This is a genomic window from Nitratiruptor sp. SB155-2, assembly GCF_000010325.1.
GTDB lineage: Bacteria > Campylobacterota > Campylobacteria > Campylobacterales > Nitratiruptoraceae > Nitratiruptor.
Genome location: NC_009662.1, coordinates 827,672 through 843,274 on the forward strand (window position 1 = coordinate 827,672; position 15,603 = coordinate 843,274).

The 15,603-nt window shown below is 38.6% G+C and carries 9 protein-coding genes; 7 read left to right on the forward strand and 2 right to left on the reverse strand.

What is annotated here, in order from left to right:
• The first annotated feature begins 126 nt into the window (after positions 1-126).
• The 3 genes from NIS_RS04505 to acnB all read left to right on the forward strand — a co-directional run bounded on the left by NIS_RS04505 (position 127) and on the right by acnB (position 5,439).
• Entirely contained in the window at positions 127-2,235 is a 2,109-nt protein-coding gene (locus NIS_RS04505; protein ID WP_012082201.1) for an FtsK/SpoIIIE family DNA translocase, read from the forward strand.
• A gap of 108 nt (positions 2,236-2,343) precedes the next feature.
• Positions 2,344-2,850 carry a hypothetical protein gene (locus NIS_RS04510; RefSeq protein ID WP_012082202.1) on the forward strand — a complete coding sequence of 169 codons (507 nt, stop codon included), beginning with the start codon at positions 2,344-2,346 and terminating at the stop codon, positions 2,848-2,850.
• Between the two features lie 9 nt (positions 2,851-2,859).
• Complete coding sequence (acnB, locus tag NIS_RS04515) at positions 2,860-5,439, forward strand: bifunctional aconitate hydratase 2/2-methylisocitrate dehydratase (protein ID WP_012082203.1); 2,580 nt, start codon at positions 2,860-2,862, stop codon at positions 5,437-5,439.
• Positions 5,440-5,466: 27 nt separating this feature from the next.
• Here acnB and lolA read toward each other — a convergent pair whose 3' ends face one another.
• Positions 5,467-5,979 carry a LolA-like outer membrane lipoprotein chaperone gene (lolA, locus tag NIS_RS04520; protein ID WP_012082204.1) on the reverse strand — a complete coding sequence of 171 codons (513 nt, stop codon included), beginning with the start codon at positions 5,977-5,979 and terminating at the stop codon, positions 5,467-5,469.
• Positions 5,980-6,044: 65 nt separating this feature from the next.
• On the opposite strand from lolA, the gene secA reads away from it, so the two are divergent.
• The gene (secA, locus tag NIS_RS04525; RefSeq protein ID WP_012082205.1) at positions 6,045-8,636 is read left to right on the forward strand and encodes a preprotein translocase subunit SecA; all 2,592 of its coding nucleotides are present in this window, start codon (positions 6,045-6,047) and stop codon (positions 8,634-8,636) included.
• Positions 8,629-9,828, forward strand: a complete 1,200-nt coding sequence (locus tag NIS_RS04530) for an ABC transporter permease (protein ID WP_012082206.1) — start codon at positions 8,629-8,631, stop codon at positions 9,826-9,828. Before secA ends, NIS_RS04530 begins: the two co-directional genes overlap by 8 nt.
• Here NIS_RS04530 and NIS_RS04535 read toward each other — a convergent pair whose 3' ends face one another.
• Positions 9,829-12,363, reverse strand: coding sequence for a DUF3971 domain-containing protein (locus NIS_RS04535; RefSeq protein ID WP_012082207.1), 2,535 nt, complete (start codon positions 12,361-12,363; stop codon positions 9,829-9,831).
• Here NIS_RS04535 and mltG point away from each other — a divergent pair.
• Complete coding sequence (gene mltG, locus NIS_RS04540) at positions 12,305-13,264, forward strand: endolytic transglycosylase MltG (RefSeq protein ID WP_012082208.1); 960 nt, start codon at positions 12,305-12,307, stop codon at positions 13,262-13,264. The genes NIS_RS04535 and mltG overlap by 59 nt on opposite strands.
• A 96-nt stretch (positions 13,265-13,360) precedes the next feature.
• Complete coding sequence (locus NIS_RS04545; RefSeq protein WP_012082209.1) at positions 13,361-15,577, forward strand: NADP-dependent isocitrate dehydrogenase; 2,217 nt, start codon at positions 13,361-13,363, stop codon at positions 15,575-15,577.
• Positions 15,578-15,603 lie beyond the last annotated feature (26 nt).

Below are 15,603 nucleotides of genomic sequence, written 5' to 3' on the forward strand. Positions count from 1 at the left end.
AATCAATTTTTATGATACTTGTTACATTTCACGGCAAAACGTTTAATTGAACGATTTAAGTTATGATATTTTTTCTGTTTCGATTATAATTTCATAATCCGTTAATATAGAAAATAAAGGATATGTGTGAAGCAGATTCTCTTTCTTGTTGTTGCTGTATTATTTGTCTATTTAGGTATTTCTACTGTTTTCAATGATTTTCATTTTGTAGGCAAACTGGGTTCTACATTTGGGAAATATAATAGATACTATTTCGGACTTCTCTCTTATGTTTACCCTTTTGCGCTGCTATTGCCATTGTGGAGTATCTACAGGCAAAAAACTTTTGATAGGAAAAACGTTTCTTACATAATCATGGGCTCTTTCATTCTCTTCTTTTCGTTGGTGATATTGCAAGCTCTTTTGTTGCCAATGGCATATAAGGGTGCATTTGGACGCGCAATCATAGACACCCTCACTCCTTATATCGGTAGCGTTGGCGTGTGGCTTTTATTGATTATATTCCTTGCTATCGCTTATATTGCTTTGTTCAAAGACTCTTTTGAAGGTTTTATCACTGAAAAATTGCAGAGGGATAAAGTTGAAGAAACAGCAAAAGAGAAAATTGAGAAGAAAAAAGTGACGAAAAGTCAAAAAAGATCTGAAGAGAAAAAGGAAGAAAAAGCTCATAATGAGACACAATCCAAAGAACCTAAACAAAAGAGTAAGATTGTCAAAAAAGAAGAGAATAAAGAGAACACAACAGATTGCAATGTTAAGATTGTGCAGGAGCTAGAGGAGAATAAAAAACTACTAGAAGATATTGAACTTGGCAACGGTGTTGAAAAACCGAAAGGTTTTCGTCTTCCTTCAATCGACTTTCTGCAAAAAGCGCCAAAAACAAAAAATGAGATCAATGAAGCCGAAATTGACAAGAAAGTCAAAGAACTCATAGAAAAACTTAAAAAATTTAAAATTGAAGGGGATGTCGTTCGAACGTATACAGGTCCATTGGTGACAACCTTTGAATTCAAGCCTGCACCGCATATCAAAGTTTCAAAAATTTTAAATCTTGCAGATGATCTCGCAATGGCTCTGAAAGCGCAAACCATACGCATCCAAGCGCCAATTCCTGGAAAAGACGTAGTAGGGATAGAAATTCCAAATAAAGAGTTTCAGACAATCTATCTTCGAGAGATCATACAGAGCGACCTATTTAAAAAGGCCACTTCTCCTTTGACTCTTGCTTTGGGTAAAGATATCGTCGGAAAACCATTCATAACAGATCTCAAAAAACTGCCGCATCTACTGATTGCTGGTACTACGGGAAGCGGGAAAAGTGTCGGCATCAATGCGATGGTGATCAGTTTACTCTATAGAAATGCGCCAGATAGACTCAAACTGATGATGATTGACCCCAAAATGCTTGAGTTTAGTATCTATAACGATATTCCCCATCTATTGACTCCTGTCATCACCAGTTCGAAACAGGCGGTCGTTGCTTTAAGCAATATGGTTGGCGAGATGGAAAGACGCTATCAGCTTATGAGCCAGTATAAAACAAAAAATATTGAGAGTTTTAACAAAAAGGCAAAAAAAGAGGGGATTTCTGAACTTCCATATATAGTTGTAATAATCGATGAGTTGGCTGATTTAATGATGACAAGTGGAAAAGATGTGGAATATTCCATTGCAAGACTTGCACAAATGGCACGGGCGAGTGGAATTCACCTGATTGTCGCGACCCAAAGACCCAGCGTAGATGTGGTTACTGGGCTTATTAAAGCGAATCTCCCGGCAAGAATCAGTTTTCGCGTAGGACAAAAAATAGATAGTAAAGTCATTCTTGATAGCATCGGAGCAGAATCGCTCCTTGGACGTGGTGATATGCTTTTCACACCACCGGGATCGGCTGGCCTTATTCGGCTGCATGCGCCATGGATCAGTGAGCAAGAGATTGAAACCATCGTCCAATATTTAAAAGAGCAGCAAGAGCCAGAATATGATGAGAAATTTTTGGCCGAAAATCTTGGAAGTAGTGATTCAAGTGAGGGAAAAGTAGGTTCAGACGACCTCGATGAACTTTTTGAAGAGGCAAAAAAAATTGTATTAAGTGAGAGAAAAACTTCCATCAGTTATCTTCAAAGAAGGTTACAAATAGGATACAACAGAGCTGCAAGAATCGTAGAACAGCTGGAAAATATGGGTGTCCTCTCTCCGCCAAATGCCAAAGGGAATAGAGAGATTTTGATTTAGTGTTACTAAACTAAACACATAAGATTAGCATGTGATACAATACGTAACACATTGAGTTTGTATTGATAGATGTTTGATACAATATTATTACAATTATAAGGAGGAACAATGGAAGAGTTCTTGAAGAAAATGGCTCAGAAGGTTGAGCATTTCGAAAAGCTCGTTGAGAGGGATAAAGAAGAGATTCAAGAGGTTGATTCGAAGCTCAAGGAAGTGAAAGAGAAGTTGGCAAGAATCGAATCTGAAATCCTTCAAGTTTCACGGGAACTAAGAGAACATGAACATAGAATGCATGACATTCTCAATCATCTAAAGCGTATCCAACAAGCAACGCTGAAAGCTGAGACAGAGCGAGAAATTGAAATGCTTGAACGAGATCGTGCAAGGCTCATGAAAGAGCTTGATCAACATAAAGCAGTAATCAGTGAACTCAAAGAGAAATATGAAGAACTAACAAATAAAGAGATGAAACTTCTTGACGAAGAGATGGAACTTGAAGAGGAGAAATCTCGACTAATTCACGAAAAAGAGGTAAATCTTAAAAGACTTGAACATATCCTTAATCAGTTCCAAAAAAGAATTGATCAATTTAGACACAATTATAATTTACGATAAGGAGTACAAATGGGATTTATAGAAGAATACAAGAAAGCGGCTGAAGAGCGGGCAAAACTTGGGATTCCTCCAAAGCCTTTGACGGCGGAGCAAGTCAATGAAGTGATAAAGCTTTTAAAACAAGTTCCTATTGTTGAAGAAGAGTTTTTGATGGATCTCTTACTCAACCGTGTTCCTCCTGGTGTTGATGAAGCAGCATATGTAAAAGCGGCGTTTTTGCGAGATATTGTTCAGGGCCATGCAAAAACAGCAGCTATCAGTCCTAAACATGCAGTTGAAATTTTAGGAACTATGCTCGGTGGATACAATGTTGGCCCACTTGTAGAAGCGCTTGATCACGAAGATCCAGAAGTTGCACAAGCGGCTGCCGATGCACTCAAAAAGACGCTTCTTGTTTACAATGCGTTCAATGATGTGGTTGAAAAAGCAAAAACGAACAAATATGCAAAAGAGGTTCTTGAGTCTTGGGCAAATGCAGAGTGGTTTTTCAGTAGAGATCCACTTCCAGAATCCATAAAAGCGGTTGTATTCAAAGTACCTGGCGAAACAAACACTGATGACCTCTCTCCTGCAAGTGAGGCTTGGAGCCGAAGTGATATTCCGTTGCATGCGCTTTCAATGCTCAAAGCGAAGATGCCAGATGCACAAGAGACTATCAAAAAACTAAAAGAAAAAGGGCTTCCTGTAGCGTTCGTAGGTGATGTTGTAGGAACCGGTTCTAGCCGAAAGTCTGGTATCAACTCTGTACAATGGTGGATTGGTGAAGATATTCCACACGTTCCGAACAAACGAACAGGCGGTATCATCATTGGTGGAATCATCGCTCCTATATTCTTCAACACTGCAGAAGATTCTGGTGCACTACCTATCGAAGCTCCAGTAGATAATCTCGAAACAGGCGATGTGATAGAGATTCGTCCATATGAAGGAAAAATCCTTAAAAACGGCGAGGTTGTAAGTGAATTTAAACTCAAGCCGAACACGCTACCAGATGAGTATAGAGCAGGTGGACGAATCCCGATGATTATCGGTAGAGGCCTCACACGAAAAGCAAGAGCGGCGCTTGGAATGCCAGAAGAGGACTTTTTCACAAGACCTGAACAACCAGAAGGCAAAGAGGGCGTTGGCTATACATTAGCACAAAAGATGGTAGGAAAAGCCTGTGGAATGGAAGGCGTTCGACCTGGAATGTATGTAGAGCCTGAAACATTGACAGTAGGAAGCCAAGATACCACCGGTGCAATGACACGAGATGAGATCAAAGAACTTGCGGCTCTTAGTTTTGGAGCCGATTTTGTGTTGCAAAGTTTCTGTCATACAGCTGCCTATCCAAAACCGGCAGATATTGAGCTACAACACACGCTTCCTGAGTTTATTACAAGTCGAGGTGGTGTGAGCTTGAAGCCAGGTGACGGGGTTATTCACTCATGGCTTAACAGAATGGTACTTCCTGACACTGTAGGAACAGGTGGAGACTCTCATACAAGATTTCCTATAGGTATCAGTTTTCCAGCTGGATCAGGTCTTGTGGCATTTGCGGCAGTTACTGGAACAATGCCACTGAATATGCCAGAATCTGTTCTTGTTCGATTCAAAGGGGAGTTGCAACCTGGAATTACTCTAAGAGATTTAGTAAACGCTATCCCATACTATGCGATTAAACAAGGACTATTGACTGTCGAGAAAAAGGGTAAGAAAAACATCTTTGCTGGACGAATTCTTGAAATTGAAGGTCTTCCTTTCTTAAAAGTTGAACAGGCATTTGAACTCAGTGATGCGAGTGCTGAGCGAAGTGCGGCAGCATGTACAGTGCAGCTTGATGAAGAGCCGGTGATCGAATATATCAAATCCAATATTACATTGATCGAAAAAATGATTGACGCGGGATATCAAGATGCAAAAACACTTGAAAGACGTAAGAAAAAGATGGAAGAGTGGTTGAAAAACCCAACTCTTATGAAAGCGGATAAAAATGCAGAGTACGCTGCAGTGATCGAAATCGACCTCAATGAAATTACTGAGCCGATCGTAGCGTGTCCAAACGATCCGGATGATGTTGCAACAATTTCTGAAGTGCTTGCAGATCCAAACAGACCACACAAAATCGATGAAGTATTTGTCGGAAGTTGTATGACGAACATCGGTCACTATCGAGCACTCGGAGAGATTTTAAAAGGCGAAGGGCAAGTGCCAACAAGACTTTGGATTGCACCTCCGACAAAAATGGATGAAGAGGAGCTTATTGAAGAAGGATACTACTCTATTTTTGGTACGGCAGGAGCAAGAACCGAGCTTCCAGGATGTAGTTTGTGTATGGGGAACCAGGCACGAGTTCGAGATGGAGCGACTGTATTTAGTACCAGTACGAGAAATTTCGATAACAGAATGGGTAAAGATGCAAAAGTTTACCTTGGAAGTGCAGAGCTTGCAGCCGTAACAGCAATGCTTGGTCGAATTCCTACAAAAGAGGAGTACTTAGATATCGTTACCAAAAAACTTGCTGGTAAAGAGGAGAATGTCTACAGATATCTCAACTTTAACGAACTCGATCAAGATATGCTTGAAGAGATGATTCACAAATACCTCTAATTCTTTGCCGCCTTTGCGCGGCAAAAACTACTCATAAATGACATCATATTCGGGGTCGATGTGATACTCGAACAATGATGGATCGATCTGTACATTTTGCTTTGGATTGATGAATTTGAGAGTGACATTATTTCCAAGTTCATCTTTATATTCTATTGTGTAGAGTTTGGAATTTTTTAGCAAAATAGTAAATTTTTTATTCTCATAATTCGCTTCAAATCTATCTTTTGAAATCTTTTTGGCGTTATGTAAAATTGTATCGAGTGAGAGTGTGTCATCAAGTCGTTTTATGACAACCTGTTCGATTTCCGGCTCTATAATAACTGCTTTTTTTCCGTTGATATATATCTCTTTTCGAATAGGTGAAACATATTTCCAATAAAGATGGTTTGGCGCTTTGTAAACAACTTCACCTGTATAGGTGATTGTTTTGTTTTGATCATTTGTAATTTGTTGAATAAAGTGACTTTGAAGAGCCTCAATTTTTATATCTGCCAAAATAGAGATTGCTGAAATGAAAATAATGAGCAGTTTTTTCATACTATTCCTTCAGGTTTATTAATTTGTGATAAAATGACACAACGATTTTAAAAAGGAACGCATCGATGATCAAAGGTGTTGTAAATAAGATTTTTGGTACAAAAAACGATCGTGAGATTAAACGATACCAAAAAAGAGTTGCCAAAATCAATGCACTTGAACCAAAATATGAAAAATTAACGGACGAAGAACTCAAAAAAGCTTTCAATGAACTTAGGCAGAAGGTAAAATCTGGCCAAATGAGTATGGATGAAGCGTTAGAGGACTCTTTTGCCATTACAAGAGAAGCGAGCAAAAGAGTCCTTGGTATGCGCCATTATGACGTGCAGCTTATCGGTGGAATGGTGTTGCATGAGGGAAAAATTGCCGAAATGAAAACGGGAGAGGGAAAAACCCTTGTTGCAACCCTTGCCGTTGCCCTCAATGCGATGACAGATGAGGGAGTCCACGTTGTCACCGTCAATGACTATTTGGCGAAACGCGATGCAACGGAAATGGGAAAGCTCTATGAATTTTTGGGCTATTCCACAGGATGTATCACTTCAGAGATTCAAGACGATCAAGAGAGAAAAAAGCAGTATCAGTGTGATATCACCTATGGAACCAACAATGAATTTGGATTCGACTATCTGCGGGACAATATGAAATACTCGCTCGACGAGATTGTTCAAAGAGGACACAACTTTGCGATAGTAGATGAAGTGGACTCCATTTTGATCGACGAAGCAAGAACTCCTCTTATCATTTCAGGTCCAACCAATAGAAAACTTGATAATTACGTCAAAGCTGATCAGATCGCCAAGCAGCTTGAAAAAGATAAACATTTTACCGTTGATGAAAAAGATAGAGTGATTCTTTTAACGCAAGAGGGTATCGCAAAGGCTGAAGAATTGTTTGGTGTGGAAAATCTTTACAGTCTCGAAAACGCAATTTTGGCGCATCATCTCGATCAAGCTCTGAAAGCCAACTATCTTTTTCAAAAAGATGTGGATTATGTAGTACGAGATGGCGAAGTAATTATCGTAGATGAGTTCACGGGAAGGCTGAGTGAAGGAAGAAGATTTAGCGAAGGGTTGCACCAAGCTCTTGAGGCGAAAGAGGGTGTGCCCATTCAAGAAGAGAGTCAAACTCTGGCCGATATCACATTCCAAAACTATTTTCGCCTCTATAAAAAGCTTGCCGGTATGACAGGAACCGCACAAACCGAAGCGACGGAGTTCTCTGAAATTTATGGTCTTGAAGTTATCTCCATTCCTACCAATAGGCCAGTGATTCGAAAAGATCTTGATGATCTCATTTTCAAAACAGAGAAAGAGAAGTTTGATGCGGTCGTTAAAAAGATAAAAGAGCTGCACCAAAAGGGGCAGCCTGTTCTTGTTGGTACAACTTCAATTGAGAAAAATGAGCTTTTACATAAGCTACTAAAAAAAGAGAAGATCCCCCATGCGGTGCTTAACGCAAAACATCATGAGAAAGAGGCAGAAATAATTGCTCAGGCGGGTCGAAAAGGTGCTGTAACCGTTGCTACCAACATGGCCGGACGAGGGGTGGATATCAAAATCGATGATGAAGTGAGAGAACTTGGCGGTCTTTTTATCTTAGGAACAGAACGCCATGAAAGTAGGCGAATCGATAATCAGCTTCGAGGTCGTGCTGGACGACAAGGAGATCCGGGTGCCAGCCAGTTTTTCCTGAGTCTTGAAGATAACCTTCTTCGCATCTTTGGAGGCGATCGAATCAAAAATATCATGAACCGTCTGGGGATTGAAGAGGGTGAACATATTGAATCAAAAATGGTGACCCGTGCCGTGGAAAAGGCGCAAAAACGGGTAGAGAATATGCACTTTGAGTCACGAAAACATATTTTGGAATATGATGATGTGGCAAATGAACAGCGTAAAACTATCTACAAGTTTCGCCAAGAGCTTTTGAATCCTGAATATGATATTGCATCCAAGATAAGGGAGAACAGGGCGGAAGTCGTTGAAGAGCTTCTGTCCCAAAGTGAAATTTTTCCTGAAACACCTAAAGATGATTTTAATCTCGAAAAACTATCTAAGGTAATTCAAGAAGAACTTGGAACGAAAATCGGTGTCGAAGAAATGAAAGACAAAGAGTATGACGAACTCAAAAATTTCTTGATAGAGCGTCTCGAAAAAGAGTATGAAGAGAAGATGGGACAGCTTGAAGAGGAGCAAAGAAGAGAAATTGAGAGGATTCTTTATTTGCAAGTTCTCGATAATGCCTGGCGAGAGCATCTGTATCAGATGGATATCTTAAAAACGGGTATTGGCCTGAGAGGATACAATCAAAAAGATCCTTTGGTGGAATATAAGAAAGAGTCCTTCAATCTTTTTATGGAACTTGTCAACAGAATCAAAAAGGAGGCTATTAAAACGCTTCATCTCATAGAATTGAGAAACGAGCAAGAGGAAGAAGAGATACGAAGACTCGAGGAAGAACTTGCTAAGATGGAAGCTCAGATTGCACAAGAAGCTGTCATGCAACATGGTGAGGAGGTAAAAACAGAGCCGGTCATCACAAAGAAAAAGCCGGCACGAAATGAGCCTTGCCCATGTGGTAGCGGAAAAAAATATAAGCACTGCTGTGGTAAGAGTGGTCCTAAAAAAGGTATTTTAGCTGCAGCAAATGGATAAACGTTTTGTCAATTTCGTAGTCCGCAGATATCTGCGCTTTGACAAAGAGCAGCCGTTTATCTTCCTTTCTGCTCTTCTCGCTTTTTTAGGCATAGCAATAGGAGTGATGGTTCTTATTGTGGCTATGGGTATCATGAATGGTATGGATAAAGAGTTTGAAAAAAAGCTCTTTACCATGAATTATCCGCTTACTATCCTTCCCAAATTTAGTGCAAGAATCGATAAAACGGTTGTTGAACGTTTGCAAAAAAAATTTCCAAATCTCTTGATGAGCCCCTATATAACTGCCCAAGTTATCTATAAAAAGGGCAATAACTTAGAAGGCGGAGTGATTTTTGGAGTCGATTTTGACAAAGAGCGCAAAATAAATGATGTTTTCAAGCATTATGTCAAGCAACCACCCAAAAAATATGAAATAATTGTCGGTAAAGAGCTTTATAAAGAGTTTTACCTCACTCCAAACGAGAAAATCTTTGTCATTTTTCCGCAAAGTGAACCAAACGGTTTTTCCGTGACGCCTATTTTTAAGCGTTTTAGGGTAAAGGGATATTTTCATTCAGGCCTGATTGCATACGATAAAGCCTATTCCTATACAACACTGGCGTCGTTACGAAAAATTCTTCATATGAAAAAGACCGATTTTAGTGGTATTCATGTTTACTCTTCTCAACCAAGAAAGGACAAGGAAAAAATTGAGGCATTTTTGGGGGATGACTATTCGGTTATAGGATGGTGGCAACTCAATGGCAACTTCTTTTCCGCCCTTGCCATGGAAAAACGTGCTCTGTTTATCGTTCTTATGCTCATTATTCTTGTAGCGTCACTCAATATTGTCAGTTCTCTTTTGATGATGGTCATGAACAGAAGAAAAGAGATAGCATTGCAACTCTCCCTGGGTGCCACACAAAAAGAGATTGAATCGATCTTTTTTAGACTCGGCTCTATTATAGGTGGTTTTGGAATCGTTACTGGTGCTCTGCTGGGATTAATGGGGATCTATATTTTGAGCCATTTTGATATCGTTCAACTCCCGGCTGACGTTTATGGGACTTCTAGGCTTCCGATCGATTTGAGTATCTTAGATTTCTGTGCTGTTATCGCCGGTGCAATCATCATCACCGTTATATCTTCGATCTATCCAGCTAAAAAATCCGTTAAAATCAATATTATCGATGTTTTACGCAACGAATAGCTAATCAAAAAGTTTGAATGGCAAAAGCAATGTCCTTTTGATAATATTGAGAGGCGCATGTAGTGTATCTTTTATAGTTTGAGTTTTGATTTTTGGATTGTCTAGATCCCCTGTTATTTTAATCGTAGTGGAGACACTACCATCTTTTCCTAGTAATATGTATCCTGCAACAGGAATTTTATTCAAAATATTTGTAACGGATTTCAATGTTTTTAATTGTAGAACCATTCCAATTTTATTTGCCTTGAGATCGATAATACCCTCTCCGTCAAACGTTGTGGAATCGGAAACGAGATGAAGTTTCTTGATGTACAACAGCTCTTTTGAATAGATAAAATCGACATAGCCATTTTTTATAAAGAGCCCTTTTGTATTAAAACCTGGATTTTGAAACGTGATGAGGGCGGGAACGGAATTGATAAACGCGAAAAGATTGTTAAAAGCTTGAAGATTTTTGATATATGCCCTTTGAACGGAAAAGCGTCCTCTCATTTTGCCTACCGGTCCATGTAATACAAGCTCATATTCTCCTTTGGAGAGAAAATTCATTTTAAAAAGTTTATGTAGCACTTCATCGTGCATATTTTTCATAGAAATATTTACGTTATTGTTTTGATACATAAAAACATATCTAGTAGGACCATAATTGCCTGAAAAATGAATCGTCTCCCCAAGATTCAGATGACCAAACTCGATGGGAAGAACTCTTTTTTTGTAAAGAATTTTCATGTTGAAAAGTTTGAAAGAGGCACGAATGTCATTGAAAGGTGACTGGTCTATCTTGTTTTTCTTTTGAAACAGTGTATCGAGTTTAAGATCGAGATTCTTGAATGATCCGTTCACTTTTTTGTCTTTGAAAGAGATTGATATTTTATTGTTGATATCTAAACTCAATCCGGCATTTCCAGCGAAACCACGGATGAAAAAATGATCGATATTTTTCCCGCCTTCATAGATAATATTGTTTTTTTTCACCAATTCTGCTTCAAATCGAATAGGCTTGTCGATGGTGACTTTTGCCCATCCTTTTTGTGGATCTAATTTTTGAAGGAAAGGCGAGTAGGGTTTGATGAGCGTAAGATCATTCAATCGTACCATAGTACGCTTGTTAAAGAAGATATCGGTATTGAATCTTTTCAGATGTGCCTTGGAGTGTTTGAGATCTAGAAGAAGTTTTTCAGAGAGATTGTCAGCCTTTAGAATAATATAACTCTTTTCCTTGATAGAGACGTTCGTATCATGCAGGTCTAATTTTGCATATTGTTTATGTAAATCTATTTTTCCTTGGACATCAGCTTTCACAATGGGTGGTAGAGAAACGAGTGATGGGTGAATAGTGATCTGTTTATTGTGCAAAGAAAAATTCGCTTTTTGTAAAAAGAGATCAAAGTTTTGGATGTGAATCAAAGAGTTTTTTGTTGTGAAAGATCCTTGTACATCTGTAGAGTAGTCATGGAAATAGAGTTTTACGTTGACAATGCTGTCTAAAATTCCTTTTTTATGAATAATGGGGATATGAACGTCATATGATGCAAGAACTTTTTTAATTTCTTTGTCAAATCTGGTTTTTATCTTAATGAGAATATCTATATAGCTTTTAGATTGCCCTAGATGGTATATGGTGACTTTTGAGCCTTGCAAAGATCTTTTTTGAAATATGGGTTTACGCAGTGTAAAATAGAGATTATTGCTTTTATAGTCGAGTATGATCTGTTTAACAACTACTGGAGCAATGCCTTTTTGAAAATCTATGGTTCCATCGTAGGCGACTGCTCGACCTTTAAAAAGATTTGGATCGAATCCTTTTTTTAAATCTATTTTACCTTCGAAAAACTGAAGCCGATATTTTTTAGCGCGTATCTTTTTACAACTCCAGGATTTGATCTCTTCGTTGATGGGTATTTGTACAAAAAGATTTTGTAGCTGTCTATTGGTAAATGGTCGGCTTTCAAGATATATTTTTACGATATCGCCAATTTTTGAGAGACGAATATTCCCTAGTATATCGTGTGTATTGAATGTTCCTTTGAAGAGAAAATCTTTGGTTGTCGTTACGGCCCGTCCTTTAATGAGGGTTTTGTACTTTTTAAAAACAAGGCGCTTGATGTTTGCATAGATTTTGTTTTTATCATATTTCAATGTCGTTACAAGTTCAAATTTGGGTGTAATAAGCGTAAAAATATTATGAGTAAAATAGAACTCTATTTTTTGCTTGTGGATGATAAGTGTATCCAGTTCGATATATTCGAAATATTTTGGGATAAGATTGATAAGATACAGATTTTTTTTGGCGCTTTCAACAGAAAAGTCTGTTTTTGATCGTTTATCGGATTCAAGATGGATCTTTTGGGCTTTGAGAATCAGTTTTTTATCCAGTTTGAGATACAATTTCTTGATATGAATCGGATGGAAATCTAGATGCTCAATGTAAATCCCTTTTTTTAAAAAAAAGTATGTACCTCCCAAAAGGATGAGAGTGGCAAAAAGAGTGCTTAAAATTACTTTGGTTATCGTTGAACTTGTTTTAGTAAGCATTATTACGATTCTTTATTATTTTGCAAGGCCTGTAAATATTGAAAGTCCTCAAATACGAATCCCCCCAGGCAATCTACCATCTTCCATATTATATCTAAACAAAGCAGTTGTCCCTGTAACACAACTGGATGCTGTCGTGATACATTTTTTTGGGTATCCACAAAAAGGGTGGATCGATATACAGAAGAGACACCTTTCAAGACTCGATTTTCTTTATAGACTTACAAAATCAAAAGCCGCTCTTTTTCCTGTAAAAGTGATACCAGGAGAAACAACTATTTGGTTTTTTCATATCTTGGCAGATAGATATGGCTATGATGAAAATATGTTACAAAAAGTTTATAATAAAGTTGCCCCTTACCCAGAGGGTATACTTTTTGCCGATACATACTATCTGCCAAAAGGGATTGATGAAGAACATCTTGTACACTATCTCGTACGATTTGGATTGCAAAAGCATCGCAACATTTCAATGAAGGTTTTTGGGAAATTTGATCAAAAACAGTGGTTTGAAAAAGTGGTGACTATAGCTTCCATCATACAAAAAGAGGCTGCCAGTAAGGAAGAGATGCCTATAGTCGCATCTGTTATATACAATAGATTGAAAAAAAAGATGCCGCTACAAATGGATGGTACACTCAATTACGGCATCTATTCCCATATTAAAGTAACACATCGAAGGATTGCAACTGATACAACGAGATTCAATACATACAAATATATAGGATTGCCGCCTTATCCAGTTTGTATTGTGGGACTAGATGCGATAAAAGCTGCCATCAAACCGGCTAAAACAGATTATCTCTATTTTGTAAAAGGCAAGAATGGTAAGCATCTCTTTTCGAGAAGCTATAAAAAACATTTGAAGTATATACATAATGTGAAGAAAAGAAACAGATAGCCCCCTTTCTTTTTTTTCTATAGCGATTTGATGATTCTTATAAGAAGAAGTTGTTACTATTATAGAGTAATTAAATAAAATCAAAGAGGAGAAAAAATGGGTAAAGCAAGGATTGTTTGGACAAAAATTGATGAAGCACCAGCGCTTGCAACATATTCATTACTGCCTATTGTAAAGGCTTTTACAAAAGATTCTGGTGTTGAAATTGAGCTTCGAGATATTTCACTAGCAGGAAGAGTTATCGCTGAATTTAGCGATAGACTTCCAGAAGATAAAAAGCAAGCTGATGAACTTGCTTACATGGGAGAGTTAGTTCTTAAACCAGAAGCAAATATTATCAAGCTACCAAATATTTCTGCTTCCATTCCGCAGCTTGTAGCAACTATTAAAGAGTTGCAAGCACAAGGATACGATATTCCGGATTTTCCTGAAGAGCCAAAAACGGCTGAGGAAGTAGAACTCAGAAATCGATTCGCGAAACTTCTCGGATCTGCTGTAAACCCGGTACTTCGACAAGGGAACTCAGACAGACGTCTTAGCAAAGCGGTAAAAGAGTATGCCAAAAAATTTCCACATAAAATGAGAGATGTAAGTCCTGATAGCAAAAGCTATGTTGCACATATGGACAAAAATGACTTCTATCAAAATGAACAGTCTTTCATCAGCGATAAAGATCAGACGGTAAAACTCGTTTTTGAAGGCCAAGATGGCAAAACGGAAGTTTTAAAAGAAGTAGAAGTGAAAAAAGGTGAAGTATTTAGTGCATCATTTTTGAATAGAAAAACCCTTCGAGAATTTTATGAGTGTGTTATCAATGATGCAAAAGAGAAAGACATTCTCTTCTCACTGCACGTAAAAGCCACAATGATGAAAATCTCTGATCCAGTGCTTTTTGGAGATGCGATTCGAGTCTACTTCAAAGAACTTTTTGACGAATATGGTAAAGAGCTCGAAGAGATTGGCTTTGATCCAAACAACGGACTTGTAGATCTTGAAAATAAACTTTGCAAACTTCCTGAAGGTGTACAAAAAGATATCAAGGATAAAATCCAAGAGATCCTCAAGAAAAATGCACGAATGTATATGGTTGATAGCGATGCAGGCATCACCAATCTCCACGCTCCAAACGATGTTATTATCGATGCTTCTATTCCTGCAGTTGTTAAAAACGGTCTTCAAGGATGGGGACCAGATGGTGAGACGGCTGATACTGTGATTACTGTTCCAGATAGAACATATGCAAGAATGTACAAAGAGATCGTTGCTGATATCGTTAAAAATGGTCAGTTCGATCCTGCGAAAGTAGGAACTGTACAAAATATTGGTCTTATGGCGAAAAAAGCAGAAGAGTATGGAAGCCACGACAAGACTTTCTTCCCACCAGAAGATGGATACATCAAAACTATCGATGAAGATGGCAATACATTAATGTGTCATGAAGTGGAAGAGGGAGATATCTGGAGAGCATACAGTGCAAAAGATGAGGCGATTGTTGACTGGGCCAAATTGGCTGTAAGACGAGCAAAAGAGAGCGGATACCCGATTGTTTTCTGGCTTGACAGCAACAGAGCGCATGATGCGAACTTGATCAAAAAAGTAGTCAGTGTATTGAAAGATGAAGATTTGAGTGGTGTGGAATTCCATATTATGGCACCTGAAAAAGCGATGCGATACACGCTTAGAAGATTTAGAGCAGGAGAGGGAACAATCAGCGTAACGGGTAACGTACTAAGAGACTACCTCACAGATCTCTTCCCGATTATAGAAGTTGGTACAAGTGCAAGAACTCTTTCAATCGTTCCACTTCTAGCCGGTGGGGGTGTTTTTGAAACAGGAGCCGGTGGTAGTGCACCAAAACATGTTGAGCAGTTCTTGAAAGAGGGACACCTTCGATGGGATAGCCTTGGTGAGTTTATGGCACTTGTAGAATCACTCAAGCTTGCAGTGAAACAAGGTGCTAGCGAGAAAACAACAATCATTGCAGAAGCACTTGACAGAGCAGTTGGCAAATATCTTAACAACGACAAAACGCCGAAACGAAAAGTGGGTGAACTTGATAACCGAGGAAGCCACTACTATCTTGCCACCTACTGGGCTGAAGAACTTGCAAGTTGTGGGGAGAGTGAACTAGAAGCGAAATTTGCTCCAGTAGCTGAAAAACTAAAAGCGAACGAAGAGCAAATACTTGCTGAAATTAAAGCAGCTGAAGGAAAACCGGTTGATATCGGCGGATACTATCATCCAGATGATTGTAAAGCTGAAACTGCAATGAGACCTAGCAAAATCTTCAATGAAATTATCGATAACATCTAATATCAGAGGCTTAGGCCTCTGAAAAT